The 14,990-nt window shown below is 72.8% G+C and carries 12 protein-coding genes; 6 read left to right on the top strand and 6 right to left on the bottom strand.

The features are described 5' to 3' along the window. The first annotated feature begins 29 nt into the window (after positions 1 to 29). The 3 genes from BG482_RS11015 to BG482_RS11005 all read left to right on the top strand — a co-directional run bounded on the left by BG482_RS11015 (position 30) and on the right by BG482_RS11005 (position 2,721). Positions 30 to 1,043 (top strand): hypothetical protein, encoded by a 1,014-nt coding sequence (locus BG482_RS11015; RefSeq protein ID WP_069768764.1) that lies wholly within the window; start codon positions 30 to 32, stop codon positions 1,041 to 1,043. A 385-nt stretch (positions 1,044 to 1,428) separates the two neighbouring features. Further along, positions 1,429 to 2,478, top strand: a complete 1,050-nt coding sequence (locus BG482_RS11010; protein ID WP_069768763.1) for an iron-containing redox enzyme family protein — start codon at positions 1,429 to 1,431, stop codon at positions 2,476 to 2,478. A 33-nt stretch (positions 2,479 to 2,511) separates the two neighbouring features. Beyond that, positions 2,512 to 2,721 (top strand): CDGSH iron-sulfur domain-containing protein, encoded by a 210-nt coding sequence (locus tag BG482_RS11005; protein ID WP_069768762.1) that lies wholly within the window; start codon positions 2,512 to 2,514, stop codon positions 2,719 to 2,721. Positions 2,722 to 2,910: 189 nt separating this feature from the next. Here BG482_RS11005 and BG482_RS11000 read toward each other — a convergent pair whose 3' ends face one another. Then, the gene (locus BG482_RS11000; RefSeq protein ID WP_069768761.1) at positions 2,911 to 3,345 is read right to left on the bottom strand and encodes a subtilase-type protease inhibitor; all 435 of its coding nucleotides are present in this window, start codon (positions 3,343 to 3,345) and stop codon (positions 2,911 to 2,913) included. Between the two features lie 357 nt (positions 3,346 to 3,702). Between BG482_RS11000 and BG482_RS10995 the strand changes: the two genes are divergently transcribed. Both BG482_RS10995 and BG482_RS10990 read left to right on the top strand, forming a co-directional pair. Further along, on the top strand, positions 3,703 to 4,278 hold the full coding sequence (locus tag BG482_RS10995; protein ID WP_069768760.1) for a hypothetical protein: 576 nt from the start codon (positions 3,703 to 3,705) through the stop codon (positions 4,276 to 4,278). A gap of 103 nt (positions 4,279 to 4,381) precedes the next feature. Next, on the top strand, positions 4,382 to 5,551 hold the full coding sequence (locus tag BG482_RS10990) for a lactate 2-monooxygenase (protein WP_069768759.1): 1,170 nt from the start codon (positions 4,382 to 4,384) through the stop codon (positions 5,549 to 5,551). An 85-nt stretch (positions 5,552 to 5,636) separates the two neighbouring features. Here the strand turns inward: BG482_RS10990 and BG482_RS10985 are convergent, their stop codons facing one another. The 4 genes from BG482_RS10985 to BG482_RS10970 form a co-directional block, all read right to left on the bottom strand. Continuing rightward, a complete protein-coding gene (locus tag BG482_RS10985; RefSeq protein ID WP_069768758.1) occupies positions 5,637 to 7,271 on the bottom strand; it encodes an RICIN domain-containing protein in 1,635 nt (544 codons plus the stop codon). A 521-nt stretch (positions 7,272 to 7,792) separates the two neighbouring features. After that, positions 7,793 to 8,170 (bottom strand): toxin Doc, encoded by a 378-nt coding sequence (locus BG482_RS10980; RefSeq protein WP_069768757.1) that lies wholly within the window; start codon positions 8,168 to 8,170, stop codon positions 7,793 to 7,795. A gap of 3 nt (positions 8,171 to 8,173) precedes the next feature. Continuing rightward, a complete protein-coding gene (locus BG482_RS10975) occupies positions 8,174 to 8,419 on the bottom strand; it encodes a hypothetical protein (RefSeq protein WP_069768756.1) in 246 nt (81 codons plus the stop codon). A gap of 110 nt (positions 8,420 to 8,529) precedes the next feature. Continuing rightward, positions 8,530 to 10,770 carry a glycoside hydrolase family 9 protein gene (locus BG482_RS10970; RefSeq protein WP_069768755.1) on the bottom strand — a complete coding sequence of 747 codons (2,241 nt, stop codon included), beginning with the start codon at positions 10,768 to 10,770 and terminating at the stop codon, positions 8,530 to 8,532. A 470-nt stretch (positions 10,771 to 11,240) separates the two neighbouring features. Here BG482_RS10970 and BG482_RS10965 point away from each other — a divergent pair, with 470 nt between their 5' ends. Further along, the gene (locus BG482_RS10965) at positions 11,241 to 11,816 is read left to right on the top strand and encodes a cysteine hydrolase family protein (protein ID WP_069768754.1); all 576 of its coding nucleotides are present in this window, start codon (positions 11,241 to 11,243) and stop codon (positions 11,814 to 11,816) included. A gap of 53 nt (positions 11,817 to 11,869) precedes the next feature. Here the strand turns inward: BG482_RS10965 and BG482_RS10960 are convergent, their stop codons facing one another. Then, positions 11,870 to 14,956 carry a glycoside hydrolase family 2 TIM barrel-domain containing protein gene (locus tag BG482_RS10960; RefSeq protein ID WP_069768753.1) on the bottom strand — a complete coding sequence of 1,029 codons (3,087 nt, stop codon included), beginning with the start codon at positions 14,954 to 14,956 and terminating at the stop codon, positions 11,870 to 11,872. Positions 14,957 to 14,990 lie beyond the last annotated feature (34 nt).

The raw sequence follows: 14,990 nt of genomic DNA, 5'->3' as shown, positions 1-14,990 counted from the left end.
ACGGGTTCAGGACTGGGTACTCGCGGGCCATGAGAATCAGCGTTCTGGATGTCGGGTCGAACACCGTCCGGCTGGTGGTGGCGGACGCGGCGGGCGGCGTCCCGCTCCCGGTGCACACAGCGAAGTGGCGGCTGCGGCTGTCCGAGCAGGTCGCACCGGGAGACCCGATTCCGGACGAGGCCGTGGAACGACTCGTCGGCGCGGTCGCCGCGGCCGCCCGCACGGCGGACCGCTGGGGCGCGACCGGCCCGCTGGCCTTCGCCACCGCCGTGGTGCGCGCGGCCCCCAACCAACGCCAGGTGCTGCGCGCGGTGCGGGACCGGACCGGCGTCGCCCTGTGCACCCTGCCCGGCGAGGTGGAGGCCGAACTGACCTTTCTCGGGGCCCGGCGCTGGATGGGCTGGCGCTCCGGTCCGCTCGCCCTGCTGGACATCGGGGGCGGCTCGTTCGAGGTGGCCTTCGGCCGGGGCCGGCTGCCCGACTTCGTGGCGTCGCTGCCCCTCGGAGCGGGCCGGCTCACCCACGACTTCTTCGCGGGCATCGACCCGCCCACCCCTGAGCTGCTGCGCGCGGCCCGGCGCAGGATCCGCCACCAGCTCAGGGACGTGGCCGCCCGGATCCGCTGGGAGGGGCCGCGTACCGCGGTGGCCACCTCCCGCACCTTCCAGCAGCTCGGCCGGCTGTGCGGGGCCGCGCCCGGCCGGCACGGCCCCTTCATGGACCGCACCCTGCACCGCCGTGACCTGCGCGAGGCCGTCGACACCCTGGCCGCGCTGCCCGCGGCCGAGCGCGCCCGGCTGCCCGGCATCTCCGCTCCGCGGGCGGCGCAGAGCCTGGCCGGCGCCGTGATCGGCCACACGGCGATGAAGCTGACCGGGCTGCGATCGGTCACCGTCTGCCCGTGGGCGATCCGTGAGGGCGTGATGCTGCGCCATCTGGAGGACGGCCCGGCCTGGTGGGCGGAGGTGGCCCGGCTCGCCGACGAGGAGCCGGACGCGCCCGCGGAACCGGTCCCCCTGCGCCTCGCCCAGCACGGCCGTTAGCCGGGTGCCCGCCCCGCCGCGCCCGCGGTGACGCCGCCCCTGGTCGTCCACCGGTCCGTCCGTCGGACAGCGCGACCGGGCACGCCCGACGAACGGAACCCCCACCACGTCCGACCCCGAAGAGCAGCAGCCCGACACCGGCCAGGACCGTCCCCGGACCGCGCGTGAGGGGGTCCGGCGCGAGGCGGAGGACGCCGAGACGCGCGTCGACGACCTGGAGGGCGAGCGGCGCAGGGGCGAGGCGGCCGACGCGCTCACCACCGACCGGCGGGCCCAGGAGGAGTCCGAGGGCGGCTGAGGCCCCGGGGTGGGGTTCGTGCGGCAGCGGGGCGGGCGCGCCGCAGGTCGCAGGGGTGGCCGTGCGGGTGCGGGGTACCCGGCCCGCATGGCACACGACCCCCAGGGACCACGGCTGCCGGCCGCCCGCGGCCCGGTCTCCGCCGCGGTCCGCGCGTATCTGTCGGGTACGGGCGCGCTCCCGGCGGCCGACACGGTCGCCGCCGCGGCCCCCTACGGCGACGACCTCCAGCTGGCGCTGTACCTCTGCTACGAGCTCCACTACCGCGGTTTCGCGGGCGTTGACCCGGACCGCGAGTGGGATCCGGATCTGCTGCGGGTGCGGGCCGCGCTGGAGCACCTCTTCCTGACCGCCCTGCGCGAGGACACCCCGGTGCACGCATCCGTCGACGAGGCGCTCGCGGACCTTCTCGTCGAGCCCGTCGAGGGCGCGGGCGTCAGTCATTTCCTGTCCGGCGAGGGCGAGCGGTGGCAGGTGCGCGAGTACGCGGTGCAGCGCTCCCTCTACCACCTCAAGGAGGCGGACCCGCACGCCTGGGTGCTGCCACGGCTGTCGGGCCGGGCCAAGGCCGCGATGGCGGCGGTGGAGTTCGACGAGTGGGGCGGCGGCCGGCCCGAGCGCGTCCACGCGCAGCTGTTCGCCGACCTCATGACGGACCTGGATCTGGACACCGCGTACGGCCGCTATCTGGACGTCGCCTGCGCAGAGACGCTGGCCACGGTCAACCTGATGTCCCTCCTCGGGCTGCACCGGTCTCTCAGGGGCGCCCTCGTGGGTCACTTCGCGGCGGTGGAGATCACCTCCTCGCCCGGCTCCCGACGGCTCGCCGAGGCGATGCGCCGTACCGACGCAGGACCGGCCGCCGAGCACTTCTACGACGAGCACGTCGAGGCGGACGCGGTGCACGAGCAGGTCGTGCGCCACGAGGTGATCGAAGGTCTGCTCGCCGACGAACCGCATCTGGCCTCCGACGTGGTCTTCGGTCTGGACGTCACCGGGTTCCTGGAGGACCGCCTCGCCGACCGGCTGCTCGCCGCCTGGCGCAAGGGCGAGTCCTCGCTGCGGCCCGCGTCGCAGGAGTCCGCGGGCGACGGGGCAGCCGCACGACCGGAATCCGAAAAGGTAGATATTTCCTGAATGCCGACGAGAACGAGGAACTGGTGGTCGTCCGTGCCGAACTCCCCTGCTGACAGGCCCCGTCGGATCAGCGTCCAGCGCCGTGGCCCCCTGCTCGTCGAGGGCCCGGTCGAGGTGGAACTGGAGGACGGCACCACGGTCGCCTCCGACCGCTTCCGGGTGGCCCTGTGCACCTGCCGACGCAGCCGCCGCTATCCCTGGTGCGACACGAGCCACCGCGACCGGGAGCGCAAGCCGTCATAGACGCGCCCCTGGGGCCGGATGAACCGGCCCCAGGGGCGTAAACGCGTTGATCCCGGAGGCCGGCCGGGGGCCCCACTCCGCCCGCCCGGCCTCCGGGTGCGAGATCACGACGGTCCCTCGCCTAAGGGGCTCGCACTCCCCACTTCACGAGCCTCTCTCGTTGTCCACGAGGACCACGTGATCCCGGTCTCAGAACGCGAAGAGGCTGCTCACGGCAGCGTTCTTCACGCATTCGTTGGCGAAGGCGCGCTCGAAGTCCACGCGCTTGCCCTGCCACACGCCGTCGACGGTGACGACCACCGGGTCGTACTGCTTGGTGCACACGGCGCCGCTCGGACCCGCCAGGGCGTCGAGGTCCCCGCCGGCGGCGCGCAGTTCGGCGCAGGCCAGGGCGGCGGCGGGGTGGGTGCCGGAGGGGGTCGGGGCGCAGTTCAGGGTCACGGCCCGGGCCGCGTTGGCGGTGGCGGCGCTGTCTCCGTGGCCCACGGTCAGCACGAAGGCCGACGGGGCGTAGAGGGAGGTGGGCGCTGCGGCCGGGGCGGCGAGCGCGGGTCCGGTGAGGGATCCGCAGACGGTGACGGCCGTGAGGCCGAGGGTCGCTGCCCAGCGCGCGGTGTTCCGCATTGTGTGCATCCTTCCGCTCGATTCGGGGGTGTGCCGGTCCGAACCGATCGGTGCCGGACGCGGCGAGCGCGAGTCTGCCGAGTCCGCCGCCGAATCTCACATCGACCCCATGGGTTTCAGTAACCTTGCGTATTGAATCAGTGGCGTGAAGTCACGGGATTCGAACGTTCCAACGCCACAAGCAAGCGCTTCGTGATCTCTTCAGCCCTCTCCGTGACTGGTTTTCATAGCTTCGTTAATCGGCCTGAAACATTCCGCTCTTCGCTCCCCGGCCCGCGCCGCACCCCTTCGTTCCGCTCTCGGCGGACTCCTCCCCGACGCCTTGTGTTCATCGACCAGCGGAGTAATGCTGATTACATGATTACGACGGAGCAGACCGAGAAGTTGAGAGGCTGGTTCGCGGGCCGACTGCCCGACGAGCTCTTCGAGGAACTGACCGACGTCACGGCCGATCGCGAGGAGATCACCGTGATCGGCCGCATCGCCGCACCCCGGCTGGCCGAGGACGCTCCGGCCGCCGAGCGGAAGGCGGCCGTCGACGCCCGGATCCAGGAGTTCCGCGAACGCACCCGCGACACCCGGATGGCCGTGGCCCGCGACGCCGAGCACCGGTTCCGGCACAAGGTGTCCTGGGGTGTGGTGTGCGACGGGGAACGGGCCCTGTTCACCCATGTCGCCGCGCCGGTCATGACCCGGCTGCGTCAGCCCGAGCGCCAGGTGCTCGACACCCTGATCGCCGCGGGCGTCGCCCGCAGCCGCAGCGACGCGCTCGCCTGGTGCGTCCGGCTGGTCCAGCGCCACACCGACGACTGGCTCACCGAGCTGCGGGAGTCCCTCGAACACGTCCAGCGGGTGCGGGCCCAGGGCCCGGACGCGGCCTCGGACCCGACGGGGCCGGAGGAGTCGCCCGGCGGGGCCACGGACCAGGGATGACCCCCGGGGGCCCGCCCGGCCACGCGCCTACCCGCCGGTATCGTCGCCCTGCGACTGCGGCGACGCGGGGCGACCACGGGACGGCGAGAGGCGGCACGGGCGGATGGCCAAGCACTGGGCGGACTTCCAGTACGAGATCTATCTGAACGGGATGACGGGCGCGGTCCCCCGGCTGCCCACCGACCTGACCCGGCTGGAGGAGCTCACCGAGCAGCGCCTCGGACCGGGCCCGGTCGGCTACGTGGCGGGCAGCGCCGGGGACGGCAGCACGGCCCGGGCGAACCGTGCCGCCCTGGAGCGCCGCCGGATCGTGCCGCGGATGCTGCGGGACGTCCAGGAGCGGGACCTGTCGGTCGAGGTGCTGGGCCGGGCCCTGCCCGCGCCGCTGGCCCTCGCGCCGGTCGGCGTGCTGTCGATCATGCACCCCGAGGCGGAGTCGGCCGCGGCCCGTGCGGCCGCAGCGCAGGGGGTGCCGTACATCCTGTCGTCGGCGTCGAGCACGCCGATGGAGCGGGTGGCCGAGGTCATGGGCGACGCCGAGCGCTGGTTCCAGCTGTACTGGTCCAAGGACCGGGAGGTGACCCGCAGTTTCCTCGGCCGGGCCGGGGCGAGCGGGTTCAGCGTGCTCGTCGTCACCTTGGACACACCGTTGCTGGCCTGGCGGCCACGCGATCTGGACCAGGCGTATCTGCCGTTCCTGCACGGGGTGGGCACGGCCAACTACTTCACCGACCCGGCCTTCCAGGCGGGCCTGGCCAAGCCGGCGCACGAGGACCGCGACGCGGCCGTGCTGCGTTTCATCCAGCTGTTCGCGGACCCCGGCAAGACCTGGCCGGACCTGGCGTTCCTGCGGGAGAACTGGGACGGCCCCATCGTCCTCAAGGGCGTGCTGCATCCGGACGACGCGCGGCTGGCCGCCGACGCCGGGATGGACGGCGTCGTCGTCTCCAACCACGGCGGCCGCCAGGTGGCCGGTTCGATCGCGGCGGCCGACGCACTGCCGGGAGTGGCGCGGGCGGTCGGCGACCGGCTGGCCGTGCTGTTCGACAGCGGGGTGCGCACCGGCGCGGACGTCTTCAAGGCGCTCGCGCTCGGCGCTCGGGCGGTGCTGCTTGGCCGCCCCTACGCGTACGGGCTGGGCCTGGACGGACAGGCGGGCGTCGAGCACGTGATCCGCTGTCTGCTCGCCGAGTTCGACCTGACCCTGGCCCTGTCCGGCCACGCCGGCCCCGCGACGGTCGGCCCGGCGGACCTGGTCGAGACCCCCGTCTGACGCCCGGCGGACACCGGCCGGCGCCGCCGCAGCCGCAGCCGCAGCCGCACGGACGGGACGCCGCCGCTGGGGCGTGACCCGGGTGTCAGGCCGTGCCGTCCGAGAGGCCGACCGGTTGGGCCGACGGCGGTGCGTCCGTACCGGTGACCGCGAGGGAGCCGGGGGTCACGGAGGCGGCGTCCGTCAGCCAGCGCTGGCCGGTGGAGTGGTCGCGGACCTTGACGACGACGTCCGCGCCGACGTCCTCGCCCGCCGTCGCGAGCGCCAGCGCGTCGTCCCAGCGGGGCAGCAACTCGCCCTGCACGGTGAGGTCGTAGCGGACGTCCTCGCCGCGCGCGTCGGTGGCGTCGGCGCACGTGCCGAGGATCACCACGCCGGCGTCCGCGTGCGAGTCCACGCACAGGCCCGGATGGGCCGCGCTGCGCAGCTGGCCGTCGTCACTGTACGACCACTCCTGGGTCCCCTCGGACGAGCAGGCCGCCAGCTGGACGGCGGCGCCGGCCTTCGCCTCGCCCCGGATGTCCAGGCACAGGTCGGCGGCTTCGTTGCGCAGCCTGGTCTGCCGTGGCGGGGTGGGCAGTCGGGCGGTGCCGGGGGCCGTGGGCGAGGCGGTGGCCGCCTGCGAGTCGGTGCCGGGGACGCTGCCGCTGGTGGAGGCGGCCGGGTCGGCGCCGCCGTCGTCCGACCACATGCCGGCGGCGAGCAGGGTCGTCAGCAGTCCGGCCGAGGCCAGGCCGACGCCGGTGAACAGCGCTCGCGGCGACCGTGCCGCCCCGGGCTCCCGCCGGCGGGGGGAGGGAATGCGGGCGAGCAGATTGCCGCCCCGCCCCCGTGTGCCGCCGCCGCGATGACGCGCGGAGCCCTTGAGACGGACGGTCTGCTGCTTGGCACGGCCGGGACGGGTGTCGTGGTAGCGGCGGGCCCCCCAGCCGAGCACCGCCTCGGCGAGCAGCACGCCCAGGCCGCTCTCGAAGTGGCCGAGCTGTTCGGCGGCGGAGCGGCAGTAGCGGCACTCGTCCAGGTGCTTCCGCACGTCGGGCAGCAGGTCGCCGCCACGCCGGATGGGGACGTCGAGGAGCCGGTTGTAGAAGCGGCAGTCCTTGCTCGGGGCGAGTTCCCGGTGGGCGCGCACCACGCCCTCACGGAGCTTGTCCTGCGCCTGTTCGAGGATGGCGGACACGGTGTCGGTGTCCATGCCGAGCAGACCGGCGGCCACGGTGACCGGCTCGGCCTCGACCTCCATATGCCACAGGACGCAGCGGGCGACCGGGGGAAGCCCCTGGAACGAGCGTTCCGCCAGCACCCGGTTCTCGGGGGTCATGGACTTCGCACTGCGCATCCCCCGGGCGCCGGCCGGCTTGCGCAGCACGGGCAGGACGCCGGACAGCCCCTCGTCGGCGGACCACAGCAGGGCCGTGTCCCGCACCGTCACCAGCAGCCGGGGGCGCAGCGCGGCGCCCGGCTCGCCCAGCTTGAGCCGGTCGAAGACCTGATGGAAGACGGCGGTGGTGAGCATGGACGCGGCGCTCCCGGAGGAGGCGAGGCAGATGACCGCGTACTCGTGCACCGGTCGCCAGTGCCGGGCGATCAGCATGGCGGTGGACCGGGCGACCTCGCTGTCCGCGCCGCCGCGTATTCCGGCGGCAAGAGACTCGTCGGATTCTCCGGGTCCCCCGCCGGGCGGCGGGTAGGGCGGAAGAGGAGGCTGAGGGGTGGGCACTGAGCGAATTCCTTTGGTACGTACCTGTTCGGTGCGGCAGGGAGCGGGAATTCGCCTCCGCCGACGAACGCAGGGGGCCCGGCCATGACCCCCCGCACGGGTGGTTCACCTTTGCACAACTAAGTCGGGCACAACAAGGCGACGACTGAAGCCATGCTTATTGATGGAATGTCGATAACGGAAACCTACTCCGGCCGTGCCGCGCGCCTTTGGGCGCGCCTTGGCGAACCGGCCGAATTCCGCCGTCGCGCCCCGTGTGAAACACGCACACCCAGCAAAGGGCCGCGCACGCTCCCGGTGCACCGGTCCGCGTAGTTGGCTGGAACCGGCCACTTCCTCGGAGGCCCCGCGCAGGACGGCGGCTCTCCTGCGCGAAACGGCCGCCGGCCCTGCTCCTCCCGCCCTCGGCCGGCGGCCCGAGGCACTTCGCGCGCCCGCGGCGGCGAACTCCCCCAGCCCTACGGCCTCGCCGCGCTGTCCCGCACCGGCATGCAGGTGCGCGTTTGCCCGCCTGTTCCCGCCTAGATCTGCCAGGACCTCAAGCGGTCGGCCGCCGCGTAGACGTCGGTCTTGCCGTCGAGCAGGTCACGGGCGAGGTCGACGAGCGCGCCGTACGGCGGGTCGATACCGACGCCGCTGGTGAACATGTACGCCACCGCCGTCGCGCAGGCGAAGCGGGCGTTGGCCGAGGGCAGCGGCTTGAGCAGGGTGAGGGTGTGCAGCAGGGCGGCGGCCCGCCAGGCCGGGTCGGAGTCCACGCCGAGCCTGGGCGGGTCGACCCGGTGCCGGGCCACGGCCGCGACCAGCGCGGAGAAGTCGTTGACGGTGGGCTGCTCGGGCAGTACCTCTTCATGGCGCTGGAGCAGCCAGGGCACGTCGATGTGGATGACGGACGTCATCGGTCAGGCGACCTGCCCCTCGCTCCGGGCGGAACGTTCGTCGTCCGGGAAGGCGGCGGCGAATTCGTCGGCATGGGAGGCGAAGAACCTGCGGAAGGCCTCCGCGCCCTCCTGCAGCGCCCGGTGCCGCGCGATGTCGGCCGCGGCCGCCTCCCGCACGAGTGCCTTCATCGACGTGCCGCGTTCCTTGGCGATCTGCCGCAGGTCCTCCAGCTCGCGATCGCTGAATTCCACATTGAGGGCTGGCATGCCCTTCACGGTACCGCGCGGGTACTTACTCGTAAATATCACCAGGTCACACTGATGACCGCGCGGTACCGCAAGGTGTCCGTCCCCGTCCGCTCCCGATCGGGAGGGGACTATCCCTGATCCGCCACGAAGGACGCCATCCGGGTCAGAGCGGCGTTCCAGTTGATCGCGTTCTCATTGGTCGACCAGGACTGGATGTCGTCGATGTAGCAGAACTGGCCGACGCAGCCCTGGAGCTTGGACTGCGCGTAGGGGTCCTGGATGCCCGAGTTCGCGCCGCCCGCCAGGGTCCCCGCCGGCGGGGACGGCAGCTTCGGGTCGAGCTGGTGGGCGTACCAACGGCTGTGCTGGTGCTGGGCGTTGACCTCACCGTAGCCGGTGACGTACGAGATGTTCAGCGCGTTGCGGCCGAGGATGTAGTCCATGCTCTGGACGGCGGCGTCGCGGTACTTCGCGGCGCCGGTGACGTCGTAGGCGGTCGCGATCACCACGGCGTTGTTGAGGACCTGATGGCTGGAGCCCCAGTCGTAGCGGTTTCCGTCCGGCGCGTACGGCATGCCGTACGGCTGCGAGGCCAGGGCGGCGAGGTACTTGTCGGCGCCCCGCACCACCGAGCGGCGGACCTTGTCACGGCCGGGCAGTTTGCTCGGCACGAGCGCGAGGTCGAGACGGCCCGCGGCCGCCGTGCGGGACCAGTCGAACCCGTAGGAGCCGAAGATGTCCGCGGTGTGCGTCGGCGAGTTCAGCACCCGGTCGGCGAACCGCTTCTCACCGGTGGTCAGATACAGCTCGGCCGCCGCCCAGTAGAACTCGTCGGTCACGTCGTCGTCGTTGTAGGCGCCGCCGCCGGTGCCGTCGGCCGGGTCCGCGTACAGGTCCGGGTGCGCGAGGGCCGCCGTCCAGGCCTTGCGCGCCGCCGACAGCGCCTTCGCGGCGAAGGCCTTGTCGTAGGGCCGGTAGAGACGGGCCGCCTGCGCGGCCGTCGCGGCCAGGTTGAGGGTCGCCGCGGTGGTCGGCGGGTGCAGTTCCCGCTGCTGCGGGTCGTCGGAGGGCAGCAGCGGCAGGCCGGTCCACTGGGCGTCGTGGATCTTGTGATGGGCCATTCCGGCGAGCGGCTGTCCGTCCGGCACCTGCATCTTCAGCAGGAAGTCCAGCTCCCAGCGGGCCTCGTCGAGGATGTCGGGCACGCGGTTGCCGCTCTCCGGCAGGGCGAGCGTGCCGTCGCCGAGTCTCGCCGGGTGGCCGGTGCGGGCGACGAGGGAGCGTTCGTAGGTGCTGAGCAGTTCCCAGGCGGCGATCCCGCCGTTGACGACGTACTTGCCGTGGTCTCCGGCGTCGTACCAGCCGCCTTCGACGTCCAGCCGGTAGTCGCACTCGCCCGGCCGGCAGGGGACGCTCGTGTCGCCGTGGTTGGGGGCGACGCCCACATGCCCGGCCGCCCTGCCGTAGCCGGGCCGCAGGTCGTCGCGGATCGCGATGCCGCTGCGCTGCGTGTAGTAGTACTTCACGGCGTCCAGACGCAACTGCTCGTAGGCGGCTGCACCGATGTCGAACGGCCTGCTGGTCTCGCCGTCGGCGACCAGGGTGAACCCGGTGCCGCGCTTGCGGTAGGCGCCGAAGTCGATGGTGTGGACGTTCTGTCCCGAGGAGGCGTCGAGCCCGCGCGGCACGCTCCAGCCGTGTGCGACCGTCGCCCCCGCGCTGTTCTTCAGCTGCCAGGGCAGCTTCGTGGCGGCGTCGGTGACGAGGGTGGCGTTCTTCGGCCCGGCGGGCAGATAGGCGACCTGGTTGACGCGCACCCGGGGCCCGGTGTCGGGCTCGTAGACCTCCGGCGGCACCCCGCCCAGCAGCGAGACGTCGTCCAGGCAGAACCGCCACGGATCGGCGCTGCCGCCCACCTGGAAGGCGACCTGCCCCTGGGTGCTGTCGACCGGCGAGGTGAACGTGTAGGAGTACGTGCCGCCCGCCGGGTCCAGCACCGGGGACGCCTCCTGCCAGGTGTCGTACGGGGAGACCGAGAGTCCCACGATCGCCCGCACCGCGTGCCCCTCGGGCACCCCGGAGGCACGGAACGAGAAGCGGTAGGTCGTGCCCTTCACCAGGGTGATGTCGTTCTGGCCGACGGCGGAGTCCCAGCGGTTGGCGGTGCCCCCGGGCACGTCCGCGCACAACTGGCCCCCGGTGAGGCCGGCGGTGACGTTGCTGGTCCACCAGGGGTCGGCGGTCGTGTCGAAGCCGCCGTTCCTGACCTGCTCGACCTCGTCGGCGCCGGCGTTCTGTACGGGCAGCGCGGTGAGCGCCGCGCCCAGCAGGGTCGCGAGGGACAGCAGGGCGGTTCTGCGTCGTTTCACGTCCAGGCTCCTCGGTGAGGTGCGGGGCGCTCCGCGCATGGTCCGGACCCCATCGTGTGGGAGCGCTCCCAAAACGGGATCGCAGGATATAACCGCGGCGCGCGTGTGGGTAGTTGACGGAGCGAAGCACTGTGCGGGATGTGCCGCGCGGGAGCCGGTCACGCGCCCCGCGGGAGGGTCCGCGGGAGGGTGATACGGACCGCCGCGGACAGGGTCCGGACATGCTGCCCGGGCGTGCTGCCGCCGGCTCCGGGAGCGGACGTGCGTTCAGGGGGAGGCCCGGGCCCAGCAGTCACGGGAAGGCCTGCCGGTTCGGGGCCTTCGCGGCCGCCCGGACCGGGAGCCGGAGCCCGCGGGCCGCGCCCCGGCCCCGGTCCGGGCGCGTTGTCAGTGGTGCGTCCTAGTGTGGGCCGTACGAGAGCGCGCGCCCGTGAGGGCGCACCGCGCACCCGCCGAACAGGAGGTCGCCCATGACCACGCTGCCCGACCGGCCCCGCACCGCCCTGCTCGTCATCGACGTCCAGAACGGCGTGGTGGCGGGCACGCCCCGCCGGGACGAAGTGATCGCCAACATCGGCGTGCTGGTCGGCGCGGCCCGCGCGCAGGAGGTGCCGGTCGTCTGGGTGCAGCACTCGGACGACCAACTGGTCTCCGGCAGCGAGGACTGGCGTTATGTCGACGAGTTGGTCCGCCTGGAGGGCGAGCCGCTGGTCCACAAGACCTACTCCGACTCCTTCGAGGAGACGGAACTGGAGTCGCTGCTCGCGGAGCGCGGGGTGGGCCGGGTCGTCGTCGCGGGGGCGCAGACGGACGTGTGCATCCGCTCGACCCTGCACGGCGCGTTCGTACGGGGGTACGACGTGACGCTGGTCGGCGACGCGCACACCACGGAAGACCTCACCGCGTACGGCGCGCCCGCTCCGGAGCAGGTGATGGCCCACACCAACCTGTACTGGTCGTGGCAGAGCGCGCCCGGCCGCAGCGCGGGCACGGTGGACACGGCGGAGGTGACGTTCGAGCCGGCCGGGAAGGCCCGGACGGACTGAGCCGTCCGGGCCGGGCTGGTCCTGGCTCGCCCTGCCCGGGCCCGGACGTCAGGTCACGCCTCCAGTCTGGTGATGCGGATCGCCCCTCGGGCCGTGCCGGGCGCGCTGCTGGTCAGGGTCAGCCGCAGTTTCGTGCCGCGCACCGGGGCGAAGGTGAGGGCCGTCGGCGCGTCCGAGGCGGTGGCCCAGTCGACGGCTGCTCCGGTGACCGGCGCATACCGCTCACCGTCCCAGACCTCGGCCTCGACCGACGCGGGCAGACTGTGCCCGGAGTCGACCGTGAACGACAGTTCCACCCGGTCGAAGGTCCGGGCCCGGCCGTAGTCCACCGAGACCCAGTCCGTGCGCCGGGCGCCGGCGAAGGCGGGCAGCAGGGCCGTGGCCGCCTTGGTGAAGGCGTTGGACCAGCCGGTGGCCGGGTCGCCGTCGAGCATGGCGGCGGGCAGGGTGTCCGCGCGGCCCGAGTAGCCGGCGTCCGCATGGGGGTGCGTCACCGGCGTCGGGTGCTCGGGGGCGAAGACGGCGGCCGGGGTGGCCGCCGTCGTGCGGGCGTGCGTGGTCCGCACGGTGACCGCGCCCTTGCGCAGACCGTCCACCCGCGCGGTCACCTTCAGGGCGCCCGCTCGGACGCCGGAGCGCACGACGGCGAGAGCCTTGCCGTGGAAGGCGGTGCGGGTGGTGGCCTGGTAGCGCTCGGCGCTCTCCTGCCGGCCGTTGTCGAGGCCGGCGAGGGAGCCGCCGGCCACATCGAAGGCGATGAGGTGTTCGGCGTCGGGCACGACCGTCCCGCGCGCGTCGACCACCTCGGCGGTGACGAAGACGAGCGACCGGCCGTCCGCGGGAAGGGACCCGCGGTCCGCGGTGAGGCGCACGGAGTGCGGTGCGCCCGCCGTGCGCAAGCTGTCGACGGCGACCGTCCGGCCGTTCCTGCGCGCCACCGCCTTCAATTCGCCCGGCCTGTACGGCACGTGCCAGGTCAGATGCAGTTTGCCCGCGCTGCCGTCGGGGCTGGTGTAGCTGCCGGGGTAGGGGCCGCTGGTGAACGTCTTGTCGTCCCCGGTGGCCTCGGTGGTCTCCAGATAGGAACGGCCGTCGACCGTCTTCTTCCTGTCGAACCTGCGCACCCCGAGGGACTCGCCGTCGAGGTAGAGCTCCACGGTGTCGGCGTTGGAGTACGCCCACACCTCGACCGTGTCGCCGGCCTCGTGGTTCCAGGTCATCGGCACCAGGTGGACCATGGGCTCGTCGGTCCACTGGCTGCGGAAGAGGTGGTACATGTCCTTCGGGAACCCGGCCGTGTCGACCGCGCCGAAGAAGGACGCCTTCACCGGGAAGACGTCGTAGGGGGTGGGCTCGCCGATGTAGTCGATGCCGGACCACAGGAACTGCCCGGCGAACCACTTGCGGTCGCGGTCCTTCTTGTGGCCGTACTCGCCGCTCATCGTCCAGGAGGCGAGGTTGTTGTCGTAGGAGGACGTGGCCCGGCGGCCCGGGGTGTGGTTCTCGCCGGTGTTGAGGTGCTCGGGCTCCTGGTACGCGCCGCGGGTCGAGGTCTCCGAGGAGGACTCGGACTCGAAGAGGAACAGGTGCGGGTAGGTCGCGTGCAGGGCGTCCACGGACTTGGCGGTGTTGTAGTTCAGGCCGAGGCCGTCCAGCTTGGCGAGCATCAGATCGGCTGCGGAGCCCTTGGCCGGCGGGGTCCGGTACTTGTCCGAGCCGATGATCAGCGGGCGGGTGTCGTCCGCCGCCCGGATCGCGGCGATGATGCGGTCCGCCATCGCGAGACCGGCGGTGGAGGTGGAGTCGGGGATCTCGTTGCCGATGGACCACAGCAGGACGGCGGGCGAGTTGCGGGCCGCGAGCACCATCTCGGTCGCGTCCTTCTCGCACCACTCGTCGAAGAACCGCCCGTAGTCGTAGCGCGTCTTGCCGGTCCTCCAGCAGTCGAAGGCCTCCACGAGCATCACGATGCCCAGTTCCTCGCAGACCTGGATCATCTCCGGCGAGGGCGGGTTGTGCGAGGTGCGGAAGGCGTTGACGCCCATGGACTTCATGATCGTCATCTGCCGGCGGACGGCGTCGACGTTGATCGCGGCGCCGAGCGCGCCGAGGTCGTGGTGGAGGTCGACGCCCTTGATCTTGCTGTACCTGCCGTTGAGGTGGAAGCCCTCGGCCGGGTCGAAGCGGAAGGTGCGGATGCCGAAGGGGGTCCGGTAGGTGTCGGCGGTCCGGCCCGCGACGCGCAGCTCGGTCTCCAGGGTGTAGCGGTGCGGGGTCTCGAAGTCCCACCGCTGCGGGTGGTGCACGGTGAGGACCTGGGTCTGCGTGGCCAGGTCGGTGACGGCGACCGTGGAGGACGCGCGGGCGACCGTGCGGCCGCCCGGGGCGAGGATGCGGGAGACGACCTCGACGTCCGCGGCGGCCCCGGAGGCGTTCGCGACGGTGGTGGCGACCCGCACGACGGCCCGTTCGTCGGTGATCTCGGGGGTGGTCACTCGGGTCCCCCAGCGGGTCACGTGCACGGGGTCGGTGATGACGAGCCGGGCCTCGCGGTAGATGCCGCTGCCGGAGTACCAGCGGCTGCTGGGGAGCCGGTTCTGCACCTTGACCGCGATGACGTTTTCGGTGCTCCCGTCGGTGTGCAGCAGATCGGTGAGGTCGAAGGCGAAGCCGGTGTAGCCGTAGGGGTGGCGGCCGACCTCGACGCCGTTGCAGTGGACGGAGGAGTCCATGTAGACGCCGTCGAACTCGACCGAGATGCGCCGGCCGGTGAGGGCGGACGGCAGGGTGAAGGCGAGGCGGTACCAGCCCAGGCCGCCGGGGAAGAAGCCGGTGCCGCTGGTCGTGCCGTTCCCGGTGGTGGGGGTCTGCTCGATGCTCCAGTCGTGCGGGACCGCCACCTCGCGCCAGGCCGAGTCGTCGTAGCCGGGGGCGGCGGCGTCGGCGTACTGCCCGCTCGGGTCGGTGGCCCCGACCGGGTCGGCCAGCGCGAAGCGCCAGCCGTCGCGCAGCGTGACCGTCCGGCGGCCCGGGGCGCTCACGGACGCCTCGGCGGCGCGCGCCGCCGGGACGCCGAGGAGCGGTCCGGCGGCCGGGGCGGTCGCGGAGGCGAGAAGGACCGATCTGCGAGTGACCGTCATGGTCGGCTCTCTCTCATCAGGAACCAGAAGTACT

This window comes from Streptomyces sp. LUP30 (assembly GCF_001746365.1).
Taxonomy (GTDB): domain Bacteria; phylum Actinomycetota; class Actinomycetes; order Streptomycetales; family Streptomycetaceae; genus Streptomyces.
The sequence above is the reverse complement of the archived record's forward strand: the minus strand, read 5'-3'. Positions and strand labels throughout refer to the sequence as shown.